Origin of the sequence: Tessaracoccus aquimaris (assembly GCF_001997345.1) — a bacterium.
Classification (GTDB): Bacteria; Actinomycetota; Actinomycetes; order Propionibacteriales; family Propionibacteriaceae; genus Arachnia; species Arachnia aquimaris.
This window is the reverse complement of record NZ_CP019606.1, coordinates 1,046,392-1,070,472: the sequence shown is the minus strand read 5'-3', so window position 1 is coordinate 1,070,472 and position 24,081 is coordinate 1,046,392. Positions and strand designations below refer to the sequence as shown.

Genomic DNA, 24,081 nt, shown 5'->3' with positions numbered 1-24,081 from the left:
GTCTGACCAGCCTTCGGTTGGCAGCAGAAACGGACAACGGAGTTCCATACATGTTCACACCTCAACTCGAGCCGCTCGGCAGTTTGACGCTGTCGGCCCTCGTCGCTCTCCTCCCCCTCCTGGTGATGTTCTTCACCCTCGGCGTCCTGAAGTGGAAGGCGCACTGGGCGGGGCTCTCCTCGTTGGCGACCGCGTTGCTGGTGGCCATCTTCGCGTTCAAGATGCCGGCGGGGATGGCGCTGCTGGCCGGTACTCAGGGCGCCGTCTTCGGGCTCTTCCCGATCACCTGGATCGTGCTGACCGCCATCTGGCTGTACCAGGTGACCGTCGTGTCCGGTCGCTTCGAGGACCTGCGGGCCACCTTCGGCCTCGTCTCCGACGATCCCCGCATCCTGGCGATCCTGATCGCCTTCTGCTTCGGCGGCCTGATGGAGGCCCTCGCCGGCTTCGGTGCCCCCGTCGCCATCACCGGCGTGATGCTGATGTCGATCGGCTTCTCCGCGTTCCGCGCCGCCATGGTGGTGCTGCTCGCCAACACCGCCCCTGTCGCCTTCGGCGCCGTCGCCATCCCGATCATCACCGCGGGCAACCTGACCGGCATCGACTACCACCACATCGGCGCCTACGTCGGCCACCAGTCCCCCGTGCTTGCCCTGTTCGTCCCGCTGCTTCTTGTGTTGCTCGCCGACGGGAAGAAGGGCCTCAAGCAGGTCTGGCCCGCGGCCCTTGTGATCGGCGCGTCGTTCGCCGTGGCCCAGTGGGTCTCCGCGACCTACCTGTCGGTCGAACTGACCGACGTCATCGCGTCGCTGTTCGCGCTCGCTGTCGGCGTCGTGTTCCTGCGCTTCTGGAAGCCCGCCGGCGGCGAGGAGGCCCTCGAGCGTCTGGCGGCCGAGCGCAGCCAGGAGAAGCTCGAGGACGTCACCGAGACCGACGCAACACCTGCCCGCGCACTGACCGGCGGCCGCATCTTCATGGCCCTGTTCCCCTACCTTCTTGTCATCGTGATCTTCTCGGCCGCCAAGCTCATCCCCGCGGTGGTCGGCTTCCTGGCGGGCACCGACCTCAAGATCAAGTGGCCCGGCCTCTACGGCAACCTGCTCAACAACGCGGGCGAGCCAGCCACCACCGCCATCTACAACTTCCAGTGGCTCTCGAGCCCGGGCACGCTGCTCGTCATCACCGCCATCATCGTCGGCCTGGTCTACCGCGTCTCGTTCAAGGACATGGTCGGCGAACTGTGGGCAACGGTCCACAAGATGCGCTGGTCCGCCCTCACGATCGCCTCGGTGCTCTCCCTTGCCTATGTCATGAACATGTCGGGCCAGACGATCACCATCGGCACCTGGATCGCGGGCGTCGGCACCGCGTTCGCCTTCTTCTCCCCCATCCTCGGCTGGATCGGCACCGCGGTGACCGGTTCCGACACGTCCGCCAACGCGCTGTTCGCAACGCTGCAGCAGACCACCGCTGACAAGGTCGGGCTCGACCCGACCCTCCTCGTCGCGGCCAACACCACGGGCGGCGTCGTCGGTAAGATGATCAGCCCACAGAACCTGGCCATCGCCTGCTCGGCCGTCGGTCTGCTTGGTGCGGAGTCCCAGTTGTTCCGCCGCGTCATCTGGTGGAGCCTGGGGATGCTCGTCATCCTGTGCCTGCTGATCGGCCTGCAGTCCACCCCGGTGCTGAGCTGGATGCTCCCCACCTTCAACTGACGCACAAGGAGCGCCTCCTATGTTGAGTCCCGGAACGAGGGTCGCACTGTTCGCGACCTGCATCAACGACACCATGAAGCCGTCGATCCCGATCGCCACCGTCAAGCTGCTCGAACGGCTCGGCTGCACCGTCGTGTACCCGTCAAAGCAGACCTGCTGCGGGCAGATCATGACGAACACGGGCTACTACAAGGACGCGGTTCCGACGGTGCGCAACTACGTCGACTCCTTCGGCGAGTTCGACTACATCGTCGGGCCGAGCGGGTCGTGCGTGGGGTCGGTGCGCGAGCAGCACGCCATGCTGGCCCGCTGGGCCAAGGACGCCCCGCTCGAGGAGGCCGCGACGGCAGTCTCGGGACGCACCTACGAGCTGACGGAGTTCCTCGTCGACGTGCTGGGCGTCACCGACGTCGGCGCCTACTTCCCGCACCGCGTCACCTATCACCCGACGTGTCACTCGATGCGGATCACCAAGGTGGGCGACCGGCCGATGCAACTGCTGAAGGCCGTCCGGGGAATCGACCTTGTCGACCTGCCGATGGCCGACCAGTGCTGCGGCTTCGGGGGCACCTTCTCCGTGAAGAACCCCGACGTCAGCATCGCGATGGCCTCCGACAAAGCGCGCCACGTCCGCTCCACCGACGCCGAGTACCTCGTTGCGGGCGACCAGGCCTGCCTGATGAACATCGGCGGCGTGCTGCACCGGCAACGCTCCGGCATCAAGACCATCCACCTCGCCGAGATCCTGGCGAGCACCGAGGAGGAGGTGTGGGTCGCATGAGCCCCACCCGCGAGAGGCTGACCCCCGAGCCGCCGTCCTGGCTGGGCATCCCACCGTTCCCGGAGGCCGTCAAGGAGGCCCTTGGCAAGGCGGAGCAGCGCAAGAACCTGCGCCACGCCACCGGAACCATCCGCGCCAAGCGGGTCGCGCGCGCCGACGAGGTCGACAACTGGGAGGAACTGCGCACGGCGGCCGCCCAGATCAAGGACCGGGTCGGCAGGCACCTCGACGACTATCTGGTGCAGGCTGAGAAGGCCATGACCGATGCGGGCGTCACCGTGCACTGGGCCCGCGACGGCAAGGAGGCCAACCGGATCGTCGCCGACATCGCCAAGGCGAAGGGCGTCGATGAGGTCGTCAAGATCAAGTCGATGGCGACGCAGGAGATCGACCTCAACGAGGCGCTCGAGGCAGAGGGCATCGCGGCGTGGGAGACCGACCTCGCCGAGCTGATCGTCCAACTCGGGCACGACCTGCCGAGCCACATCCTGGTGCCTGCGATCCACCGCAACCGCTCCGAGGTCCGCGAGATCTTCAGGACCGAGATGGGCACCTACGGCACGCCTGCCCCCGCGGGCGTCTCGGACAACCCGGAGGAGTTGACGGCGGCGGCCCGCACCCATCTGCGCGACAAGTTCCTGCGCTCGAAGATGGCCGTCTCGGGCGGCAACTTCATCATCGCCGACACCGGAACCCTGGTGATCGTGGAGTCGGAGGGCAACGGCCGGATGTGCCTGACGCTGCCGGAGACGCTCGTCTCGGTCGTCGGGATCGAGAAACTGCTTCCCACCATCGAGGACCTCGAGGTGTTCCTGAAGCTGCTGCCCCGTTCCTCCACCGGCGAGCGGATGAACCCGTACACGTCGTTCTGGACGGGCGTCACGCCAGGCGACGGGCCGCAGGACCTGCACGTCATCCTGCTCGACAACGGTCGCACCAACGTGCTCTCCGACCCCGTCGGCAGGGCCGCGCTGCGCTGCATCCGCTGCTCGGCGTGCCTGAACATCTGCCCGGTCTACGAGCGGGTCGGCGGCCACGCCTACGGCTCGATGTACCCGGGCCCGATCGGCGCGATCCTCGGTCCGCAGTTGCGCGGCCTCGAGGAGGAGCGCGACAGGGCGCTTCCGTACGCGTCGACGCTGTGCGGGGCGTGCAACGACGTCTGCCCGGTGCGGATCCCGTTCACCGACATCCTCGTGCACCTGCGTCACAAGGTGGCCGAGTACAAGTCGAGCAAGCACCCGACCGTCGAGGGCGGCATCATGAAGGGCGCTGGCTGGGTGATGTCCGACGGCAAGCACCTGGCGAGCGTCCAGGTCGCCTCGAGGGCCGCGGGCAAGTTGTACCGCGGCAAGTGGATAGGCCCGATGCCGGTGCCGCTCGCCGGTCGCTGGCTGCAGGCCCGCGACGTGGAGGCGCCGCCGACGGAGACGTTCCGTGAGTGGTGGAAGAAGAACCGGGAAGGCGGCCAGAAGTGAGTGCCCGCGAAGAGATCCTGAGGCGTGTGCGCAGCGCGACCGCCGACGTCAACGTGTCCGACCCCGCGCTCGACGTGCCGGTGCACTGGCGCTACGGGCAGCCGCTGTCGACGCCCGACGTGCTCGCCGACCTCGTGGAGAAGGTCGAGGACTACAAGGCGACGGTGGTGCGGGTCAGCGACGCGGAGGTCGGCGCGGCCATCGTGACGGCCCTGCGCGGGCTCGACGCCGCAAGCGTCGTGCTTCCCGATGGCCTGCCCGACGAATGGGCGGACGCGGTGCTGGACGGCGGCCTCGCCGTGCACCGCGACGACCCCGAGTTGAGTCACGCCGAGTTGAACGTGATCGACGCCGTCGTGACGACCTCCGCCGTCGCGATGGCCGACTCCGGCACCATCGCGCTGGACCACGGCCCCGGTCAGGGTCGCCGTGCCCTGACGTTGCTGCCCGACCGGCACATCTGCGTGGTGCGCGCGGATCAGATCGTCAGCGACGTCCCCGAAGGCATCGCCCGGCTGGCACCGGCGCTCCGCGCACGGCGTCCGGTGACCTGGCTGAGTGGTGGATCCGCAACCAGCGATATCGAGCTGAGTCGGGTCGAAGGCGTCCACGGACCCCGCCGGTTGTGGGTGATCCTGGTAGACGCCTGAGGGTGCTGGGACTCGGCGGGACATGTCTGCTTCCGCCGGGCCCCGTCGCGACCGGCCGTGCGCATCAACGACAGTGCGCACGGTCGGTCGCTGCGCCAGGTGGCGGTCCCGGCCGCACCCCGCGACACCGTGGGAGTCGGCTCAGGCGTCGATGCGGTCCGCCTCCAGCGCGTAGGCGCCCTCCACGATGAACTCCTTGCGAGGGGCGACGTCGTTGCCCATCAGCATCTCGAAGACCCGCTCGGCGTTGGCCGCGTCGTCGACGGTGAGCCTGCGCAGCGTGCGGTGCCGTGGGCTCATGGTCGTGTCGGCCAACTGGTCGGCGTCCATCTCGCCGAGGCCCTTGTAGCGCTGCGGCTCCTTGAACTTCTGGCCGCGCTTGGTCAGCTCGGCGAGCTTGCGCTGGTACTCGGCGTCCGAATACGTGTAGATGTACTTCTCGAGGCCCCGCTTGGGGTTGATCAACTCGAAGCGGTGCAGCGGCGGCACCGCCGAGAAGACCCGGCCCGCCTCGACGAGCGGCCGCATGTAGCGGAAGAACAGCGTCGCGAGCAGGCAGCGGATGTGGGCACCGTCCGAGTCGGCGTCTGCCATGAAGATGACCTTGCCGTAGCGGGCCGATTCGACGTCGAAGGTGCGACCCGACCCTGCGCCGACGACCTGGATGATCGACGCGCACTCGGCGTTCTTCAGCATGTCGCCGACGGAGGCCTTCTGCACGTTGAGGATCTTGCCCCGGATCGGCAGCAGCGCCTGGAACTCGGAGTTGCGCGCGACGTTGGCGGTGCCGAGGGCGGAGTCGCCCTCGACGATGAACAGTTCGGTCGCGTCGACGTTGTTGGAGCGGCAGTCCTTCAGCTTCGGAGGCAGGCTGGAGCTCTCCAGCGCGTTCTTGCGCCGCTGGTTCTCCTTGTGGGCTCGGGCCTGCACGCGGGTCCGCGACGCCGAGACGACCTTCTCCTGCAGCGTCCTTGCGATCGCGCGGGTCTTGTTGGCCGACAGGAACGCGCCGAGTTCGGTCTCGACGATCCGGGCGACCAGGCGCTGCACGGGCGGCGTGCCGAGCACCTCCTTGGTCTGGCCCTCGAACTGGGGCTCCGCGAGCCGGACGGTGACCACGGCGGTGAGGCCCTCGAGGCAGTCGTCCTTGACGATCTCCTCGCCCGCCTTCAGCAGCCCGCGGGTGCCCTCGAACGACTTCACGAACGCGCGGGTGAGGCCCCGCTCGAACCCGCTGACGTGTGTGCCGCCCTTTGGCGTGGCGATGATGTTGACGAAGGAGCGGAGCACCGAGTCGTAGCCGGTCCCCCAGCGCACCGCGATGTCGACGTCGAGGTCGCGTTCGACGTCGGTGGCGGTCATCGCGCCCGCCTCGTCGAGCATCGGGACGGTCTCGACGAACGAGTCCCTTCCCTGCAACCGGATCACGTCGGTCAGCGGCGCGTCGGGGGCCAGGAAGTCAGCGAACTCGGTGATGCCGCCTACGTGGACGAACGACTCGTGGCTCGAGGTGCCGTCGCGGGCGTCGTCGACGTCGATCCTCAGCCCTGGCACCAGGAAGGACGTCTGACGTGCGCGGTCGTGCAGTTGCGTGATGGAGAGGCCGGCGTCTGCGAGGAAGATCTGCCTGTCGGGCCAGTAGCGCACCCGGGTGCCGGTCTTGGCCTTGGCGACCCGGCCGACCTTGCGCAGCCCACCCTGCGGCGTGAACGGCGCGTCGGGGCCGTCGCCGTCGAAGACGCCCGGCACGCCTCGGCGGAAGCTCATCTCCCAGGTGGCCGAGTTCCGGTCGACCTGGACGTCGAGGCGGGAGCTGAGCGCGTTGACGACGGAGGCGCCGACGCCGTGCAGGCCGCCGGTGGCGTTGTAGGACGAGTTGCCGAACTTCCCTCCTGCGTGCAGTTTCGTGAACACGACCTCGACGCCGGAGAGCCCCGTGCGGGGTTCGGTGTCGACGGGGATGCCGCGGGCGTGGTCGTGCACCGTCACGGAGCCGTCATCGCCGAGCATCACCTCGATCTCGTCGCCGTACCCTGAGAGCGCCTCATCGACGGCGTTGTCGATGATCTCCCAGAGGCAGTGCATCAGCCCTCGGGTGTCCGTGGAGCCGATGTACATGGCGGGGCGCTTGCGGACCGCCTCGAGGCCTTCGAGGACCAGGAGGTTCTTCGCCTCGTAGTCGCGCGAATGCTGCTGCTTGCTGGTTGGGGACTGCACCGGCCCAGGCTACCCGGCCCCGCCGACGTCCTCCGCCAGCGAAACACTTGCGACCAATCGACGGGAACATTGAACAAGCCAGGTACGTTGGAGACTGTAGAGACGAGAGAACAAGCACGGGAGGCCACCATGACCGAACTCGTTACCGATCCGACCCTGACCGCACTCGACCGCTGCGACCGTTGCGGGGCGCAGGCCTATCTCCGCGTCTTCCTTCGTTCCGGCGGCGAGCTCCTGTTCTGCGCACACCACGCCGCGGCCCACAGGGAGAAGCTGAACGAGGTCGCGAGCCGCATCCAGGACGAGACGAACAGGCTCAGCCAGCGCTGATCCAGCGGTCGATCAGATGACGGGCGATCGACGCCCCACCAGGTAACACAATTCCACCAGACGATACGGCGGCGGCGAGATCCGTCCGGGTGTAGAAGGCACCCTCAAGGATCTCGTCGCCGTCGACGCGTATCCGGGAGTCGACGGCCCTCGCCTCGAAACCGAGCATCAGCGACCTGGGCATCGGCCACGGTTGGCTGCTGACGTAACTCAGTTCGGCCAACTCGACGCCGACCTCCTCGGCCGCCTCGCGGTGGCAGGCCTGCTCGACCGACTCCCCCGCCTCGATGAACCCGGCGATGATGGAGACGCGGTGCGGCGGCCACTGGAAGTTGCGGGCGAGCAGCAGGCGGTCGTCGGGATCGGTGATCGCCACGATGACGCACGGGTCCATCCGCGCGAAGGAGAGGGCACCGCAGGACCCGCACACGCGCCGGATGCCGCCCTGATCGGGCGCCGTCGGCCCTCCGCAGCGTTCGCACGCCGGGTTCTGCCTGTTCCAGCGCGCCAGGAACACCGCGGCCGCCAACGGGTCGTACTCGTCGGCCGGCGCCTCGCGCCACCCGATGGTCTCGCCGTCGAGGCTGGACTCGGGGCTGGCGAACCAGTCGCGCCCGTCGAAGACCCCCAGGTAGATGTCGTTTGCCCCCCGCCGCCCCTGCGTCGGTGCGATCAGGGCCTGGCCGTCCGCCGCCGCGATCCGACCCTCGCCGTCGATCGAGAGGACCACTCCGCGCTGCCACGCCTCGTCGAGATCGGCCTCGGTTCGACGGTCGACGGCGCGGTCGAGCGACGAGGATCTGCTCCAACGGCTCATTGTGCTCCTCCCGCCTTCAGTGCCGAGTCGATCAGGCCTGCGGGCGCGTTGACCATCCGCAACTGATCGGCACGGACGTGATAGAACGCGGCTCCGACCCCGGCCGGGTCGACTCCGCGGGCCTCGGCCCAGGCCTGACGGTACACGGCCAGTTGGAGCGGATCGGCGCGTCTCGTGGAGGTCTTCCAGTCGATGACAAGGTAGTCGAACTCGCCCTGCCAGGCGTAGACGGCGTCGATGCGGCCTCGCAGGACATGCTGGCCGCGGCGCATCAGGAACGGCACCTCGACGCCGAGCGGCGCCCGGTTGGCGAACTGGCCCGCCTCGAACGCCTCGATCAGCGCCCCCAACTCCTCCGACGGCGCTGCCCCTTCGGGGACCAACTCGTCGAGGCCCGCGGGCAGTTCGAAGCGTTCCTGCAGCCAGGCGTGGAACCGGGAACCGACCCGCGCCTCCGTGGAGGGCTGCCGCGGCATCCGGCGCAGCAGCGTGGTGGCGAACTGCTCCGGGTCGGCCCGCAGCGCCATCAGCGCGGTGGCCGACAGCCCGTCCGGAAGTGCCACGTCGCGGTCGCGGCGCCTGGCGAGCAGGTCCGTCAAGTGACGCGCGCTCTCGTTCCAGGCGTCGACCTGAGCCTGCTCGGCCTCCGTGACCGTTCCCGACTCCCACACCCAGCCGTCGAGCCCGTCGGGTGAGGCGAGCGCCACGCGCGCCCAGTCGACGAGCGTGGCGGCCTCTGCCCGCCTGCCGAGCGGTTCCGCGGCCAGCCGCTCGGGCCACGCGGCCCGGATCGGCTCGGCGGGCTCCGGGTTGGAGTCGAGCCCTCGGGCCGCAACGTCGAGGTAGGTGCCGATGCCCTCAGCGGCCTCCCTGATCACCCGGAAGTAGGGCGACTCGGTGCGCGGCCGCACGTTGCCGGGGGTCCACACGTGCGACGACGCGACGAGCAGTTGCTTGGCGCGGGTGGCGGCGACGTAGGCGAGCCGGTCCTCGGAGAGCCGGTGGTCGACCTTGAGCGCGTCGCGGTATCCGCCCAGCCCGTCCTTGGTGAACTCCCCCAGTTGGGGAACCGCTGACGCGTCGCCGCGCAGCATCGCGGGCATCGTCTGAGCGCGGCTCGGCCAGGCGCCGCTGCGCGACTCGGACGGGAAGACCTTGTCGACGAGGCTCGGCAGGTAGACGGTGTCCCACTCGAGGCCCTTGGCGCGGTGCACCGTCAGGAGCTTGACGGAGTCGTCCTCGCTCGGCACCGCCTGCATCAGACCCTCGCCGAAGTCCTCCTCGGCGTCCAGGTAGGCGAGCAGGCCCGTGAGCGTCCCGTCGCCGTCGACGTCGGTGTAACTGGCGACCTCGGAGAGGAACCGGGCGACCTGGCTTGTCTCGCCGCCCGAGGCGATCAACTCGGGCTCGAGGCCGAGCACGCCGATGACGCGGGTCACGAGGTCCGCCACCGGGTCGGCGGCGTGCCGACGAAGCGACGTGATCTCCGCGTGGAAGCGGGCCAGCCTGCGGCGCGCCTCCGCCGTGATGGACGCCTCTCCCGGGTCGGCCACGGCGTCGAGCAGGCACAGCACCTCCCCCGGGTCGGCCTGCGTCACGGCCCGGACCAGTTCGTCTCCCCCGTCGTCGGCCGCCGAGGCGCCAGCGAGTTCCCGCGCCCGGCTGCCGAGGGCCCCCATGTCGGCGAGGCCGATGGCCCAGCGGGGGCCGGTCAGCAGGGCAGCGACGTCGGGGTTGGCTGTCACGTCGTCCAGGACCCGCAGCGTCGAGACGATCGGGCCGATCTCGGGGAGGCCGAGCAGCCCGCCGAGGCCGACGATCTCGACGGGCACGTCCCGATCACGGAGCGCCTCGAAGATCGGGGCGAGCAGCGCGTTGCGGCGCACCAGCACCGCCTGGTCGGCCCATCTGATCCCGGAGGCGTGGCGACCGATCACCGTCTCTACGAGCCAGTCGGTCTCATCGCGGAACGTGTCGAAGGTGGCCGCGGCGACCGCGCCGATCGGCGCCTCCTTCGGAGCGACCAGCGCGACGCCGTCCTCCCCGGGCGCGGCGCGAAGGCCCGCGGCGAGCGCGTTGCCGACGTCGAGGATCCGCTGCCCGCTGCGCCGGTTGATGCTCAGGCTCTGCCGGACGGCGGGCGAACCGTCGGCGCGCCTGAAGTGGTAGGGGAACTCCAGGATGTTGGCCGCTGCCGCGCCGCGCCAGCCGTAGATCGCCTGGTAGGGGTCGCCCACCGCGGTGACGGGGAAGCCCATCGCGTCGCTGTCGGGCGGGCCGGTGAACAGTTCGCGCAGCAGCCTGGCCTGCGCGGCGGAGGTGTCCTGGTACTCGTCGAGCAGCACGACCTTGAAGCGCTCCCGCAGTTCGCGGCCGACACCGGGGACCTGAGTGACGAGGCGCACGGCCTCCCGCAGTTGGTCGGCGAACTCGACGACGCCGAGGCGACGTTTCAGGTCCTGGTAGGAGCGCACCAGGTCGAGCAGTTCGAGCCGTTCGGCTCCGGCGTCGAGCGCGGCACGCACGTCGCGCATCACGTTGCCGCGGTACAGGGGCGCCTGCTCGAAGCGGGCGACGGCCCGGCTTGTCGCCTCGGCGACCTCGTCGGCGTCGACCAGGTGGGACTGCATCTCCGCGTCGAGCGCCAGGATCCGCTCGGGGATGGAGTGGTGGCTGAGCCTGCTGATGCTGCGGAACGGGCCGGGCGCGTCGGCGACGACGCGGGTCGCGAGCCGGAATCGGCTGGCACCGGTCACCATGACGGGGTCGCGCTCGATGCCGATCCGCAGCCCGAACTCGCTGACGAGGCGGGCCGCGAACGAGTCGTAGGTCATCACGAGTTCGGCGCCCTCGCCTTGGTCCCCGACGAGCACCCCTGCTCGGTCGAGGGCCCCGCCGATGCGTTCGGCCAGTTCGGCGGCGGCCTTGCGGGTGAAGGTGAGCCCCAGCACCTCCTCGGGGCGGACCTGCCCGGTGCCGACGAGCCACACCACGCGGGCGGCCATCACGGTGGTCTTGCCGCTGCCAGCGCCCGCGATGATGACGGCGGGCTCCAGTGGCGCGGTGATCGCGGCGAGTTGTTCGTCGGAGAACGGGATCTGGAGGGCATCGACGAGTTGCTGCGGGGTGCTGAGCATCGCGCGCCTGATGGGGTGGATCGTCACTTGGCGGACCTCCGACCGGCCTGGTTCTGCACCGGGCACGACGACGCGAACTGGCAGTATCGGCAGGCGCCGCACTCGACGGCGTCGAAGGTGCCTGCGCGGATCACGTCGACGGCTTGGGCGATCCGGTCGTGCACCCAGGTCGGCCCGACGACCAACTCCTCGTCGGCCAGGGCGGGGGCGTCGTCGATCGAGGGCTGTGCGACCAAGGCGGGGAGGCTCTCCCCCGACCGCACGAAGGCGAGCGCGGGCGGCGCGACCCGGCGTTCGCCGTCGGCGACCTCGTCGAAGGCGCCGAGGCTGGCGGCGAGTTGGTAAACGCCCAACTGGGCGTGGTCGACGACGTCTGCCTCCCGCAGGATCCGGCGCCCGGTCTTGAGGTCGACGACGCGGAGCCTGCCATCGGCGTCGCGCTCAAGCCGGTCGACGGTGCCGACGAGCACCACCTCGCGGTCCTCGATGCTCAGCGGCACCCTGAACTCGCGCTCAACGGCGACGACGTCGCGACCGTCGGAGGCCTGGTAGCGGGCGAACCTGTCGATCGCCTCGTCGATCTCCGACCGCTCGGTCGCCGACAGCCATTCGGCCTCGAACGGGATCTGCTCCCACACCCGGTCGAGTTGGGCTCGCATCTGGTCGGCCGTCAGCCCGTCCTCGGCCGCCTGCCTGGCGATCAGGTGCACGATGTCGCCGATCGAGGCCCGCGACTGGCGGCCGCCTTCAGCCTTCGCGCGGCGGGAGAGGAACCAGCGCCGCGGGCATTCGAGCAGTGCCTCAAGCGAGCTGCCTGTGATGGTGATCTGGCCAGGGGCGGGGCGCTTCCAGACGACGGGCGCTCGACGCCCCACCAGGAGCCTGGGTCGGCGCCGGGGAAGCCCGGGCTGCCGTCGGGCGCGGTGATCTGCGCCAGCCGGGCCAGCCGGACGGCGGCCGCCCGCCGCAGCCCCGGGGATGCGGACTCGTCCTCGATGGTGCGCCGCAACTGCCCGACGAGCGAGGCGGCCGACAGCAACTTGTCCGGCCGACCGTGGACCCGCTCTACCGGAACGCCCAGCTCGCCCAGGAACCGGGACGCGCGGCCACCCTCGCCGTCGACCCCCTGCACGGCGCTGACCGAGAGCATCGTGCGGGCCCGCGAGCAGGCGACGTAGAAGAGTTGCCGCTCGCTGAGCAGTTGTGAGCCGACGCCCGCGGGGCCAGATGGTCGGCGCTGAGCCGCTCCGCGTCGAGCAGCAGCCCCGGCCGCGACAGCCGTGGCCAGAGGCCCTCCTGAACGCCGATCACCCACACCCGCTCCCATTCGAGGCCCCTGGTGCGGTGCGCCGTCATCACCTGGACGCCGCGCCCCTCGGCCGCGAGTTCGCGGCCCGTGTCTGCGGGAATCTCCTGGCCCGCGACCTCCGTGATGAAGGTGGTCGCCCCGGCCACCCCGAGCAGGTCGTCCATCCGCTCCGCCAGGTCGAACAGTTCGACCATGGCGTCGAGGTCGGCGTTGGCGCGTCGGGAGCCGTGCAGCGCCTGGTCGCGCAGCCGCGATGGCCAGTCGGTGGCGTCCCAGAGGCTCCAGAGCGCCACCTGGACCTCGGCACCGGAGCGGAGTAGGTCCGCGGTGTGGCGCAGCAGCCTGGACAGTTCGAGAGCGGCGGCGGCGTCCTCGCCGTCGATGCCGTCGAGCAGGTGCGGCTCGCCGAGGCAGCGCCCGAGCAGCGCCGACGAGGTGCCCAGCTCGCGGTGCCGTGCCAGCAGGCTCCGGGCGAGCCTGCGCTGCGCGACGCCGTCGAGCCCGCACAGCGGTGAGGAGAGCAGCAGCCGAGCCTCATCCGCCTCAGGTGCGCCGCCGCGGGCCGCGACCCCGAGCGCGAGCAGCACCGTGCCGACCGCGGGCTGCTCCGCGAGCGCGATCTCGTCGCCGGAGACCTCCACCGGCACCCCGAGCCGGATCAGTTCCTTGGCGACGGCGCTCAGTTGGGTGCGACCGGCGCGCGTCACGACCACCAGGTCGTGCCAGGAGCAGCCCTGGTAGGTGACGGCGTGGCGCAGTTCTGCGGCCACGTGCGCCAGTTCCGCGGACTCGTCGTCGAAGACTCTCGACACGACGTCGCCACTCGACTGCACGGCGACGGGGGTCGGCGCGGCGTGATGCTGGTCGAGCCTGGAGTCGAGCGCGGCGAGCGCCCGGCCGACCTCCTCGGCGTTGCGGAAGCCATGCGTCAGGGTGAGGCTGCGGGACCCGGGCAGGGCTGCCAGGTCGGCGAGCGCGCTCGGGCTGGCGCCCCGGTAGCCGCCGATCCGCTGATGGGGGTCGCCCAGCGCGAGCACCGGCAGGCCGACGCGGGCCAAGTCGGTGACGAGGGCCACCTGGGCGGAGTCGAGTTCGTGGGCGTCGTCGACGATCACCGCGTCGAATGCGCCCCGAACCGACTCTGCGACGGGCGCCTCGGTGAGCAGCAGCCGTGTCCGGTAGACGAGTTCGGCGTAGTCGAGGGTGCCGGAGAAGTCGCCGACGGTCAGGTAGTCCTCCATGAACCTAGCGACGGACGCGAACAGGTCATCGCCCGCCTCACGGGCCAGCGCCCCGACGCCCTCGGAGTCGAGGGAGAACTGGCGGGCCCGCGCAAGCACCTCGCGCAACTGCCGGGCGAACGCCCGGGTGCCCAGCGCCGGTCGGACCTCCTCTGGCCACGCATCGGCCGGGACCCCGTCGAGCAGTTCCCGGATCCGGGACTCCTGCTCGGGCGCCCGGAGCAGCCTCCAAGGGCTGTCCTCGTGCGGCCAGTAACGCCCCAGCAGCCCGAGCGAGAGCCCGTGGATCGTGGTGACCTGAGCCGACGTCTGCGCGCGCGGCAGCCGCCTGGTGATGTCGCGGCGCAGCGCCTGCGCGGCGGTGCGGGAATGGGCGAGCACCACGGTCCGCTCGAGCGAGCCGCCCGCCAGGACGTGTCGGCTTGCGGCCTCCGCCACGACGAGGGTCTTGCCCGTTCCAGGGCCCGCCGCGACCACCGTCATACCAGGCGCCTGCCGCGCGGCCGCCTCCTGCTGAGGGGTGAGTTCGGGAAGCTGCGTCCAGGCACGGGGCGCGATCCGGTAACTCATGGCGACCATGCAACCATCAACGGCCGACAATTTCACGCCGGAGGGTGGCAAGCTAGCCACGACGCGGAGGGGTGGACATGAACGACAGGATCACGACTGAGGTCGACGGGGTCTCGCTGAGCCTCAGCAACCTGCACAAGCCGCTGTTTCCGAGCGGCTTCACCAAGGGCGAGCTGATCTCCTACTACGTCGAGGTCGCCGACGCGATGCTGCCCCACCTGCGCGGCCGGGCCGTCACGCGGGTGCGGTTCCCCAACGGGACCTCCGCCCAGTCGTTCTTCGAGAAGAACGCCCCCGCCGGGGCGCCGGAGTGGGTCCGCACGCTGGACGTCGCCACCTCTGCAGGCAGCGTGAACTACGTGCTCGCCGAGGACCGGGCAACCCTCGCGTGGCTGGCCAACCTGGCCGCCGTCGAGTTGCACACGCCGCAGTGGCGCGCCGAGCACGCGAACGTTGGTCCCGATGGCGTGATCCTCGAGGGCGAGGACGAGCCACGCTCCACGACGCTGATCGTCGACCTCGACCCAGGCCCGGGCATCACCCCGGCGGACTCGGCAAAGGGCGCGATCCTGGCGGCGACGCTGCTTGCCCAACTCGGCCTCGAGGCGTTCCCGAAGACCTCGGGGAACAAGGGGTTGCAGTTGAGCGTCCCGATCGCCCCGACGCCCGCCTCGCGGGTGTTCGCTTTCGCCGGGTCGCTCGCAAAGGCGCTCGCTGCCGCGCACCCGAAGCTGTTCATCGCCACGATGAGCAAGGAGGCGCGCTCGGGGTTGATCTTCGTCGACTACGCCCAGAACCTCGCCGCCCGCAACACAGTGACGGCCTACTCGGTGCGGGGCCTCGACGAGCCGTCGGTTGCGACGCCGCTGACGTGGGACGAGGTCGGCGCGCTCACTCCCGAGACGCGGCTGCGAACCTCCCCCGCCGAACTGCTGGAACGGCTGGGGCGCTACGGTGATCTGTGGGCGGCTCAGGTGTCGACCCCGGACAGCCCGGCGTTGCCCGACCCGCTGACCTGACAAGATGGGGCGCGAACCGCCCGATGGGAGTGACCGACTCGATGCAGACCGACCGCTCAGAGCGCTCTCACTACGTGCGCGTCCCCGCCGCCTGGGTCGCAGGCTGCAGCGATACCGGACAGCGCCACAGGACCAACCAGGACGCGATGTGCCTGGCGGTGCGCGACGAGACCCGCCACACGGCGATGCTGGCCGTCGCCGACGGCGTCACCACTGCCGAGGGCTCCGAGGTCGCCTCGCTCGTGGCGGCGGAGACGGTCGTCGAGCAACTGATCGAGGCCACCCAGGCCGGGCAGCCCACCAACCTCGCGTTTGTGCATGCCTTCGAGGGCGCGCACCAGGCAGTGCTGGACGCCCGGGACGAGCCGTCCGCCTGCACGCTGATCGCCGCGAGCATCGACGAGGGTGCCATCGCCGTCGGCAACGTCGGCGACTCGCGCGCCTATTGGCTGGGCGACGACGGGTCGTGCCAGTTGCTCTCGACCGACGACTCGATGGCACAGGCCCGGATCATGCTCGGCATGTCGCGCGACGACGCCGAACGGTCCAATCAGGCGCATGCCATCACGAAGTGGCTCGGGCGCAGTTCGACCAACGTCACGCCGTCGGTGATCACGCTGCTCCCCCGCACCAACGGTTGGCTGCTGCTGTGCTCCGACGGGCTGTGGAACTACTCGAGTTCTCCGGAGTCGATGTCGGACACGTTCCAGGAGGTGCTGTCCCGCTCGTCGAACCCAGGCCAGGTCGCCGAGAACCTGGTCGCCTGGGCCAACGCGCGCGGCGGCCGCGACAACATCACCGCCGTGGTCGCCCGCATCGAGCGCTGAGCCGGGTCCGGCGTTGAGCAGCATTCCGCACTCGGGTGCGGCCGCGGCAGGTGTTCGCGTTCACATCGTCGTCGAGCCACGGATACTGCTCATCCCACGTCCTGCCCCCAGCGTCGACGCAGCGTCGCGGCCATGAACGCGCGCCGCTCTCCGACGGCCCTCGCCGTGGCCGGTGCCCGCGTCGCGGCGGGCGTCGCCGTGGTCGTGGTGCTCCTCCTGACCTACGCGGGTCGGGTGGCCGCGCGGGACGCCAACCCGTTCGACTTCTTCGGCTACTTCACGAACCAGACGAGCCTCCTGACGTCGCTCGTGCTGATCGCCGTTGGGACCCTCACGCTCGCTGGCCGCCCGGTCCCCCACTGGCTGACGGTGGCCCGAGGCGTCGTAACCGGATGCCTGATCGTGGTCGCCGTCGTCTACAACACCCTGGTGCCTGGCACCGGGTCGGCGCCGCCGTGGGTCAGCGTGGTCCTGCACGTCGTCGTCCCGCTGCTCGTGCTGCTCGACTGGACGCTGGTGGGCGACCGTCCCGCGCTGGCGTGGCGCCGACTGTGGCTCGTGCTGCCGTACCCGGTGGCGTGGCTCGTCGTCACGCTCATCCGCGGCAGGACCGACGGCTGGGTGCCGTACGGCTTCCTGCTTCCCGACCGGGGCCCCGGTTCCCTGGCGGCGCACGTCGTCGGCCTGTTCGCGGCCATGCTCGGTGCCGGAGCCGTCGTCTGGGCCGCCTCCCGGTTCCGTGGCCTGATGCTGCGCCGCGGAGACGGCCGCACCCCGTGAGCGCCTGAGTCAGACCGGCCACCGTCGCGCCCTCCGAGATGCCGACGACGACTGGCGAGGCGGCGACGGCTTGCGCCTGACCACTAGAGTGGGAGGCATGGAAGTCAAGTTCGGCATCACAGACATCGCGCGCGAGGTCACCATCGAGACCCTCGCCACCCCTGACGAGATCGCGGACCAGATCCGCACCGCCGTCGAGAACTCCTCGTTGGTGGATCTGACGGACGATAAGGGTCGCCGCATCCTGGTTCCCGCCTCCAAGATCGGCTACGTCGACCTCGGCGCCCCCGCGGCCAGGGCGGTCGGCTTCGGCACCGTCTGAGTGGCTTTCGGGCGGCCTGCGTTAGAATGGCCTCCATGCGGACGCAAACCGTCCGCCTCCGGCTGCGCCGCTGCGCGCCGTGAGTTCATTTTTGACTGAAGGTTTGAGCCCTGAGCGACAACGAGAATGTGGCCGACGAGACTTTCGCCGACCTTGGTGTCCACGAATCCATCACCTCCGCGCTGGCTGAGGCCGGCATCGTCCATCCCTTCCCGATCCAGACGCTGGCGATCCCGCTGGCCCTGGGCGGAAGCGACCTGATCGGCCAGGCCCGCACGGGCACCGGCAAGACCCTGGCGTTCGGCGTCAGCCTGCTGCACCGCATGGTGACCATCTCCGACGGCGTCAAGCCGACCCACGGGAAGCCCCGCGCCCTCGTGGTGTGCCCGACCCGTGAGTTGGCCCTGCAGGTCGGCCGCGACATGGACGTGGCAGGCAAGCACCTGCAGATGCGCGTCCTGACCATCTACGGCGGCACCGGCTACGACGAGCAACTCGACACCCTTGAGAAGGGCATCGACATCGCCGTCGGCACTCCCGGTCGCCTGCTCGACCTCGCCGACCGCGGCGCGCTCGATCTGAGCCGCATCCAGGTGCTCGTCCTCGACGAGGCAGACGAGATGCTCGACCTGGGCTTCCTGCCCGACATCGAGCGGATCCTGCGCAAGACGCCGTCGGATCGGCAGACGATGCTGTTCTCGGCGACGATGCCCGCGCCGATCCTGACGCTGGCGCGCGCCACCCTGAACAAGCCCATCAACATCCGCGCCGAGGGCGCCAACGCGCAGATGACGGTGCCGGACATCGAGCAGTTCGTCTACCAGGCGCACGACCTCGACAAGCCGGAGATCATCTCGCGGATCCTGCAGGGCGAGAAGACCACGAAGGTGATGGTTTTCACCCGCACCAAGCGCGCGGCGCAGCGCCTGATGGACGACCTGGTCGACCGGGGCTTCGCGGCCGCGGCGATCCACGGCGACCTGAACCAGCAGGCCCGTGAGCGCGGGCTGAAGAAGTTCCGCGCCGGGACGATCAGCGTGCTGGTGGCGACCGACGTCGCCGCCCGCGGCATCGACATCAGCGGCGTCAGCCACGTCGTCAACTACGAGTGCCCCGACACCGACGCCACCTACGTGCACCGCATCGGTCGCACGGGTCGCGCCGGCAACACGGGCGTGGCTGTCACGCTGGTGGACTGGTCGGATCTGCAGCGCTGGAAGATGATCGACCACGCGCTCGACCTGAACAAGGGCACGCCCGAGGAGACCTACTCGACGTCGCCCCACCTGTTCACCGATCTGAGCATTCCCGAGGGCACCAAGGGCAGGCTGCCCGGCGCCGTCGCGAAGGAGCGCTCCTCGGATCGCGAGCGCCCGTCGCGACAGACTTCAGGCGAGGGCGGTGGCCGTCGCCACCGTTCGCGTCGCTCGACGGAGGCCGCTGGCGACCACGCCGCCGAGAAGAAGCCGGCCGATCAGCCGTCGAAGCCGCGTCGTCGCCGTCGTCGGGTCGTCAACGGCGTCGAGGTGAACCGCGAGGAGGCCAAGTAGGCCTCCCTACCGTCAGCAGACGGCCGCGTCCCCAGGGGGCGCGGCCGTCTTCTTCGTTGCACAGCCAGAATGCAGATCCAGAGCACGCAGGGGCCCCTGTCCCAGGGTCCAGGCGTCAGGGCGATGAGCAGCATCGGCAACTCGGCGCCGACTTGAACGTGCACACCGGCCGCTGACGGCACCGAACCCCGGTTACTGCTCAACGCCGAGCCAACCGCAGGCTCAGTAGTCCATCTGCATCGCGGCGCGGACCTCGGAGAGGGTCTGGTCGGCGATCGCGTTGGCGCGGGCGTTGCCGTCGGCGAGCACCTGGCGCAGGTACCCCGGGTCGGCCTCCAACTCGGCGCGGCGGGCGCGGATCGGCGCGAAGTATTCGTTGAGCGACTCCGTGACCAGCTTCTTGAGGCCGCCGCCGCCCGCGTCGCCGAGTTCGTCCGCGACGTCCTCGGGGGTGCGACCCAGCGCAAGCGCGGCCACGTTGACGAGGTTGGAGACCTCGGGACGGTTGGCCGGGTCGTAGCTGATGTGACGGTCCGAGTCGGTCACCGCCCGCTTGATCAGCTTGGCGGTCTCGTCGGCCGTCATCCGCAGTTCGATGGTGTTGCCCTTCGACTTGCTCATCTTCTGGCCGTCGAGGCCGAGCACGGTCCCGGAGGCGCTCAGCAGCGCGTCGGGCTCCGGGAAGACGGGGCGCGAGGCGTCGGCGCGACCGTAGCGCTCGTCGAAGCGCCGGGCGATCACGCGCGCCTGCTCCAGGTGCGGCAACTGGTCCTTGCCCACGGGCACCAGGTTCGCCTTGCAGAAGAGGATGTCTGCGGCCTGATGCACCGGGTAGGTCAGCAGCAGGCCCGACATCGGGCGGCCGCCCGTGTCGTCGAGTTCGGTCTTGACGGTGGGGTTGCGGCGCAGTTCGGCGTCGGTGACGATCGACAGGAACGGCAGCATCAACTGGTTCAGCGCAGGCACCGACGAGTGGGTGAAGAAGGTGGCGTGCGCCGGGTCGAGCCCGACCGCCAGGTAGTCGGTCAGCAGCGAGTAGACGCGCTCCTTGATGGGGCCGACGCCGTCGCGGTCGGTGATGACCTGGTAGTCGGCGATCAGGATCATCGTGTCGATCCCGAGGCTCGCGAGCCGGACCCGGTTCTGGAGCGACCCGAAGTAGTGCCCGATGTGCAGGTGACCGGTCGGCCGGTCGCCCGTCAGGATGCGGAACTTGGAGGGGTCCTTGGCGATCTCCGCCTCGATCTCGCGGCTCCGCTCCGTTGAGCGGGCCAGCGAGGCCTCGTGATCGTTGCTGCCCGGCTCGAGCGACATCGGTAACTACCTGTCTGATGGGGGTCTGTCTGCGGCCCCAGCCTAGCGCTCCCCCGCCGCTACACCACTCCGCCTCGGCGCCGGATGCGTCCGATGAGATCGCGGTACGCAGACGGGCGGGTCACGTTGGCGCCGAGCGGATGGTTCTTCTTGCCTGTGCCGTGATAGTCGCTGGATCCGGTACGCACCAGCCCAAGGCGCGCGCCCATCTCGAACAGCAGCGACCGGGTGTCCTCGTCGTGGTCGGGATGGTCGACCTCGATGCCCTCCAGCCCGTGCGACCTGACCAGCGACTCCAGGTAGGGCGCAGGCAGCACTTCGCGGTTGCCGCGTCCCCAGGGGTGGGCGATCACTGCGACGCCCTTCGCGGCGTGCACCAGGTCGATGCCCCGCTCCAACGGGACCGCGTAGCGGTGCACATAGCCGGGCTTCCCGTCCCCAAGCCACTTCGCGAACGCCTCGTCGCGGTCCTCGACGTAGCCCTTGGCGACCAGCGCGTCAGCCACGTGCGGGCGGCCGACGGCGGGCGCCCCGTGCGCGGCCGTCATCACGTCGTCCATGGTGATGGGAAGGCCTGCCTCGGTGAGCCGCTCCACCATGGCGGGGAGCCGGTCGGTGCGACCGAACCTGATCCGGCCCAGTTCCTCGTTGAGCGCCCTGTCGAACGGGTCGCAGCCGTAGCCGAGCAGGTGCACGGAGCGGCCGTCGTGTTCGGTCGACAGTTCGATGCCGCACAGCACCTTGACGCCGATCCGCTTGCCCGCCTCGAGCGCCTCGGGGATGCCCCCGAAGGAGTCGTGGTCGGTGAGCGCGACGACGTCGAGCCCCGCCTCGTGGGCCTTCATGACGAGGCTCGTGGGCGTGTCCGTCCCGTCGGAGACGCGCGAGTGGGTGTGAAGGTCGATCCTCATGCGCACCATCCTAGAGCGGGAGGCCGTGGTCAGCGGCGAGTGGGGCGCTGTCTCCTGGCGCCGTTCCTGGAGCCCCTCCTGGTGCCGCCCGTGCGACCCGCCTGGGCCGGGGGCTTGCGTGGCTCCGGGGCCTCCTTGGTGCGGCGCTCCGCCTCGCTGCGGGAACTGTTGACGCTGCGACCCCGGACGATCCCGATGAATTCGTCGATCAGCGGGTTCTCGTCGTCGACGCGCCACACCAGCGCGACCGTGGTGGGGGGCGCATCGGTGACGTTCCGGTAGACCATGTCGCGGCGCGAGAGGCTGCGGGCCACCGACATCGGCACGCGCAGCACTGCCGCGGAATAGGTGGCCAGGTCGATGCTGGCGGGCTCGGCGTCCTCGATCACGTTCTCGTCCGCGAGGTCGTCGAGGCTCACCTCGTCGAGTTCCGCGAGCACGTGGTCCTTCGACATCCACACCACGGGCACCTCGTCGTAGAGCGGGATGGCGTGCAGCCCATCGCGCCCGATGGGGAGCCGGGCGAAGCACAGGTCGAGCGACCCGTCGACGACGCGACCGCGCTGCTGCTCGAGCGTCACCTCCTCGACGGCGAGGTCGATGCCGGGGAACCGCTCCTCCCAGATGCGCTGCCACTTGGTCAGCGTCACCCCGGGGACCTTCCCGATGCGCAGGCAATTCGTCACCCGGATCAGGGTACCCGTAAGCTCGGTGGAATGAGCCAGACGCTGAAGCCGATCACCGCGGCAGCCAAGCTGGGCATCTACCTGCCCGCAGCCCCGGAGGAGTTCCGCGCGACCTCGCACACCCGCGAGGAGATCGACGAGTTGCGGGCCGATCCGCCCGCGTGGCTGGCCGACCTGCGCCGCAACGGCCCGTTCCCGCGCGACGTGGTCGCGCAGAAGTTGGGCGTGTCCCGTTCCGGGCTGGCGCGCGCCGGCGTCACGGAGGCCATGACGGCAGACGAGATCGGCGTGCTGCTCGACGACCCGCCTCAGTGGCTCGTCCGGGAGCGTGAGACCCACCGCACCGTGCTCGCCGAACAGGCCCGCGCCGACAACCGCGACTGATCCGCACCGCGGCGACGTCCGGGACGGCCCCGACGCACCACTACCCTTGGGTCCCATGAAGCTCGATTACGTCCACACCTACGCCGCCACGCCGGAGCAGGTCGTCGCCCTGATGCGCACCCCTGAGTTCCTCGACGACGTCGCCAAGCACGCAGGCGCCGTCGCCCACACCGTCGACGTCTCCGACGAAGCGACCAAGCTGGGGATGACCCTGAAGGTGCCCGCGAGCCTCACCAAGTTCGTGGGCCAGACGATGCGGATCGATCAGATCTTCCGGTTCCAGGCGGCGGGCGCCGACGGCACCGTCCCAGGCACCGTCGAGGTTGACGTGCCTGGCATGCCCGTCGAGGTGAACGCCGCCGCGCAATTGCGCCCCGAGGGCGAAACCACCCGCGGCCTCTACTCCGGCGAACTGCGGGTCAGGATCCCCCTGGTCGGCAAGAAGGTCGAGGCGCAGGTCGAGCCGTTCATCACCGACGCCTTCGACGGACTGGAGCGCCGCGCAGCCGACTGGCTGGCCCGCTGAACTAGCCGACGACGAACCCGTCGCCCTCCACAAAGGCGCGGGCGACGTCCGGCTCGGCGTCGGTGAGAAGGAGGAACACGACCTCCTCGTCGTCGTCCTCGCCCAGGAACCGTTCCCGTCCCGTCTCGACGTAGTGCCCGGCCGCCTCGAGGGCGGCGCGGGTCGACTCCGCCTCGTCCGGATCGTCGAAAGAGATGGTGGTGGGCCGCATCAGCTGGCCTTGGTGGCCGCGGCCTCCTCACGCCGCTGCTTTGCCGCCTCCACCGAAGCCTTCAGCGCCGCCATCAGATCGACGACGTCGCCCGCGGGCGCAGACGTGTCCGCGGCCTCGGGGATGCTGGCCCCGGCCAGCTTGGCCTCGACGACCTCCAGCAGGGCCTCGCGGTAGGAGTCGCTGTAGGCCTCGGGGTCGAAGGTGCCCTCGAGTTGACTGATCAGCATCTTGGCCATGTCGATCTCCGCGTCGGAGACCGTCACCTCGGCGGGCGGGGCCGCGAACGCGCCGTCGCGCAGTTCATCTGGCCAGTACATGGTGTGCATCAGCAGCAGGTCGTCCTTGGCGCGGATCAGCGCGAGCGACTCTCTGCTGCGCAGCGCCACCTTGACGACGGCGACCTTGTTCTCGCGGGTCAGCGCGTCGCGGAGCAGCACGTAGGGCTTCTGGCCCGCGGTCTCCGCCTCCAGGAAGTAGGTCTTCTGGAAGAACCGCGGGTCGACCTCCTCCTCGTCGACGAACTGCACGACGTCGACCGTCCTCAGGGTCGAGAGCGGCAGGTTGGCGAAGTCCTCGTCGGTCAGGATCGCCATCCTCCCGTCGGAGGCCTCGAAGCCCTTCGCGATGTCGGCGAACTGGACGACCTCTCCGCACTTCTCGCAGACGCGCTGGTAGCGCACCCGCCCTCCGTCGGTGGAGTGCACCTGCCGGAAGCTGACGTCCTTGTCGTCGTTTGCGCCGTAGACCTTGACGGGGATCGAGACCAGACCAAACGAGATCGATCCCTTCCAGATGGAGCGTGGCATGTCTCAGTCCTCCTTGAGCCGTCGATACTCGACGACGTCGTTCCAGAGCAGGTCGTGGCTGTTGAGCAGGTCCTGCACCTGCGGCATCTCCCAGACCTGGTCGATGGTCAGGCCCTTTGAGATCGCGGCGGCATCCGCCACGTCCGTCCCGGGCTCGTCGGCGAACCAGGCCGTGATGGCCCTCGACGGCAACTCCCGAAGCGACACCTGACCGTTGCCGGGGTCCTCCCCCGGCTCGATCAGGTCAGGGTCCACCTCGGCGACCACGACCAGCCGGACGCCGTGTGTGGCGAGCCCCGCGACGGAGGCGAGCACCAGCGCCGCGTATTCGGCGTCCTCCGAGTCCGAGGCGGCGTAGCCAAGTTCCTCGAGCAGTTCGGGGGTGACGGTATAGGCGATCCTGTCGGGGCCGAGCGACTCCCCCGCAAGCACGTCGAGTTCGTGCGCGGCGACGGGGACGAAGACCAGTTGGCGGTTCACGTCCCCCAGCCTAGATG

At 69.9% G+C, this 24,081-nt stretch carries 23 protein-coding genes; 12 read left to right on the top strand and 11 right to left on the bottom strand.

Annotated elements, in window-relative coordinates; genetic code table 11:
- Positions 1 to 50: 50 nt before the first annotated feature.
- The 4 genes from BW730_RS05030 to BW730_RS05015 are packed head-to-tail and all read left to right on the top strand — an operon-like array spanning position 51 to position 4,624.
- The gene (locus BW730_RS05030; protein WP_077685299.1) at positions 51 to 1,715 is read left to right on the top strand and encodes an L-lactate permease; all 1,665 of its coding nucleotides are present in this window, start codon (positions 51 to 53) and stop codon (positions 1,713 to 1,715) included.
- A gap of 19 nt (positions 1,716 to 1,734) precedes the next feature.
- Positions 1,735 to 2,496 carry a (Fe-S)-binding protein gene (locus BW730_RS05025; protein WP_077685298.1) on the top strand — a complete coding sequence of 254 codons (762 nt, stop codon included), beginning with the start codon at positions 1,735 to 1,737 and terminating at the stop codon, positions 2,494 to 2,496.
- Complete coding sequence (locus tag BW730_RS05020) at positions 2,493 to 3,974, top strand: lactate utilization protein B (protein ID WP_077687529.1); 1,482 nt, start codon at positions 2,493 to 2,495, stop codon at positions 3,972 to 3,974. Before BW730_RS05025 ends, BW730_RS05020 begins: the two co-directional genes overlap by 4 nt.
- Entirely contained in the window at positions 3,971 to 4,624 is a 654-nt protein-coding gene (locus BW730_RS05015; RefSeq protein WP_077685297.1) for a LutC/YkgG family protein, read from the top strand. Before BW730_RS05020 ends, BW730_RS05015 begins: the two co-directional genes overlap by 4 nt.
- 141 nt (positions 4,625 to 4,765) lie before the next feature.
- Here BW730_RS05015 and BW730_RS05010 read toward each other — a convergent pair whose 3' ends face one another.
- Positions 4,766 to 6,841, bottom strand: a complete 2,076-nt coding sequence (locus BW730_RS05010) for a DNA gyrase/topoisomerase IV subunit B (RefSeq protein ID WP_077685296.1) — start codon at positions 6,839 to 6,841, stop codon at positions 4,766 to 4,768.
- A gap of 129 nt (positions 6,842 to 6,970) precedes the next feature.
- On the opposite strand from BW730_RS05010, the gene BW730_RS05005 reads away from it, so the two are divergent.
- A complete protein-coding gene (locus BW730_RS05005) occupies positions 6,971 to 7,171 on the top strand; it encodes a DUF7455 domain-containing protein (RefSeq protein ID WP_077685295.1) in 201 nt (66 codons plus the stop codon).
- Here the strand turns inward: BW730_RS05005 and nudC are convergent.
- From nudC to BW730_RS04985, 4 genes are all read right to left on the bottom strand, one after another.
- A complete protein-coding gene (nudC, locus tag BW730_RS05000) occupies positions 7,158 to 7,988 on the bottom strand; it encodes an NAD(+) diphosphatase (RefSeq protein ID WP_077685294.1) in 831 nt (276 codons plus the stop codon). The genes BW730_RS05005 and nudC overlap by 14 nt on opposite strands.
- Positions 7,985 to 11,152 carry an ATP-dependent DNA helicase gene (locus tag BW730_RS04995; RefSeq protein WP_077685293.1) on the bottom strand — a complete coding sequence of 1,056 codons (3,168 nt, stop codon included), beginning with the start codon at positions 11,150 to 11,152 and terminating at the stop codon, positions 7,985 to 7,987. Before BW730_RS04995 ends, nudC begins: the two co-directional genes overlap by 4 nt.
- Positions 11,149 to 12,000, bottom strand: a complete 852-nt coding sequence (locus tag BW730_RS04990; RefSeq protein ID WP_158522477.1) for a RecB family exonuclease — start codon at positions 11,998 to 12,000, stop codon at positions 11,149 to 11,151. Before BW730_RS04990 ends, BW730_RS04995 begins: the two co-directional genes overlap by 4 nt.
- A 190-nt stretch (positions 12,001 to 12,190) precedes the next feature.
- Positions 12,191 to 14,245, bottom strand: coding sequence for a UvrD-helicase domain-containing protein (locus BW730_RS04985; protein WP_158522476.1), 2,055 nt, complete (start codon positions 14,243 to 14,245; stop codon positions 12,191 to 12,193).
- Positions 14,246 to 14,322: 77 nt separating this feature from the next.
- On the opposite strand from BW730_RS04985, the gene ligD reads away from it, so the two are divergent.
- The 5 genes from ligD to BW730_RS04960 all read left to right on the top strand — a co-directional run bounded on the left by ligD (position 14,323) and on the right by BW730_RS04960 (position 18,743).
- On the top strand, positions 14,323 to 15,264 hold the full coding sequence (gene ligD / locus BW730_RS04980; protein ID WP_077687528.1) for a non-homologous end-joining DNA ligase: 942 nt from the start codon (positions 14,323 to 14,325) through the stop codon (positions 15,262 to 15,264).
- Between the two features lie 23 nt (positions 15,265 to 15,287).
- Positions 15,288 to 16,091, top strand: coding sequence for a PP2C family protein-serine/threonine phosphatase (locus BW730_RS04975; RefSeq protein ID WP_077685290.1), 804 nt, complete (start codon positions 15,288 to 15,290; stop codon positions 16,089 to 16,091).
- 132 nt (positions 16,092 to 16,223) lie between these two features.
- The gene (locus BW730_RS04970) at positions 16,224 to 16,871 is read left to right on the top strand and encodes a Pr6Pr family membrane protein (RefSeq protein ID WP_077685289.1); all 648 of its coding nucleotides are present in this window, start codon (positions 16,224 to 16,226) and stop codon (positions 16,869 to 16,871) included.
- Positions 16,872 to 16,968: 97 nt separating this feature from the next.
- Positions 16,969 to 17,193, top strand: a complete 225-nt coding sequence (locus tag BW730_RS04965) for a DUF3107 domain-containing protein (RefSeq protein ID WP_077685288.1) — start codon at positions 16,969 to 16,971, stop codon at positions 17,191 to 17,193.
- 128 nt (positions 17,194 to 17,321) lie between these two features.
- Positions 17,322 to 18,743, top strand: a complete 1,422-nt coding sequence (locus BW730_RS04960; RefSeq protein WP_226997077.1) for a DEAD/DEAH box helicase — start codon at positions 17,322 to 17,324, stop codon at positions 18,741 to 18,743.
- A 222-nt stretch (positions 18,744 to 18,965) separates the two neighbouring features.
- Here the strand turns inward: BW730_RS04960 and trpS are convergent, their stop codons facing one another.
- Genes trpS through BW730_RS04945 form a run of 3 tightly spaced genes read right to left on the bottom strand, consistent with a single transcriptional unit; the run spans position 18,966 to position 21,654 of the window.
- Positions 18,966 to 20,057 carry a tryptophan--tRNA ligase gene (gene trpS, locus BW730_RS04955; RefSeq protein ID WP_077685287.1) on the bottom strand — a complete coding sequence of 364 codons (1,092 nt, stop codon included), beginning with the start codon at positions 20,055 to 20,057 and terminating at the stop codon, positions 18,966 to 18,968.
- A 59-nt stretch (positions 20,058 to 20,116) separates the two neighbouring features.
- Positions 20,117 to 20,968, bottom strand: coding sequence for a PHP domain-containing protein (locus BW730_RS04950; RefSeq protein WP_077685286.1), 852 nt, complete (start codon positions 20,966 to 20,968; stop codon positions 20,117 to 20,119).
- Positions 20,969 to 20,997: 29 nt separating this feature from the next.
- Positions 20,998 to 21,654, bottom strand: a complete 657-nt coding sequence (locus BW730_RS04945) for a LysR substrate-binding domain-containing protein (protein WP_158522475.1) — start codon at positions 21,652 to 21,654, stop codon at positions 20,998 to 21,000.
- A gap of 30 nt (positions 21,655 to 21,684) precedes the next feature.
- Between BW730_RS04945 and BW730_RS18000 the strand changes: the two genes are divergently transcribed.
- Together BW730_RS18000 and BW730_RS04940 are read left to right on the top strand one after the other, a co-directional pair.
- Positions 21,685 to 22,038 carry a DUF5997 family protein gene (locus BW730_RS18000; RefSeq protein ID WP_145952730.1) on the top strand — a complete coding sequence of 118 codons (354 nt, stop codon included), beginning with the start codon at positions 21,685 to 21,687 and terminating at the stop codon, positions 22,036 to 22,038.
- Between the two features lie 55 nt (positions 22,039 to 22,093).
- Positions 22,094 to 22,564, top strand: a complete 471-nt coding sequence (locus BW730_RS04940) for a DUF2505 domain-containing protein (RefSeq protein ID WP_077685284.1) — start codon at positions 22,094 to 22,096, stop codon at positions 22,562 to 22,564.
- A gap of 1 nt (position 22,565) precedes the next feature.
- On the opposite strand, the gene BW730_RS04935 is transcribed toward BW730_RS04940, so the two are convergent.
- The 3 genes from BW730_RS04935 to BW730_RS04925 are packed head-to-tail and all read right to left on the bottom strand — an operon-like array spanning position 22,566 to position 24,064.
- Complete coding sequence (locus BW730_RS04935; RefSeq protein ID WP_077685283.1) at positions 22,566 to 22,775, bottom strand: hypothetical protein; 210 nt, start codon at positions 22,773 to 22,775, stop codon at positions 22,566 to 22,568.
- Positions 22,775 to 23,584, bottom strand: a complete 810-nt coding sequence (gene ku / locus BW730_RS04930) for a non-homologous end joining protein Ku (RefSeq protein WP_077685282.1) — start codon at positions 23,582 to 23,584, stop codon at positions 22,775 to 22,777. The genes BW730_RS04935 and ku overlap by 1 nt, the downstream gene beginning before the upstream one ends.
- A gap of 3 nt (positions 23,585 to 23,587) precedes the next feature.
- Positions 23,588 to 24,064: a DUF6912 family protein gene (locus BW730_RS04925; RefSeq protein ID WP_077685281.1), complete on the bottom strand. Its 477-nt coding sequence runs from the start codon at positions 24,062 to 24,064 to the stop codon at positions 23,588 to 23,590.
- Positions 24,065 to 24,081 lie beyond the last annotated feature (17 nt).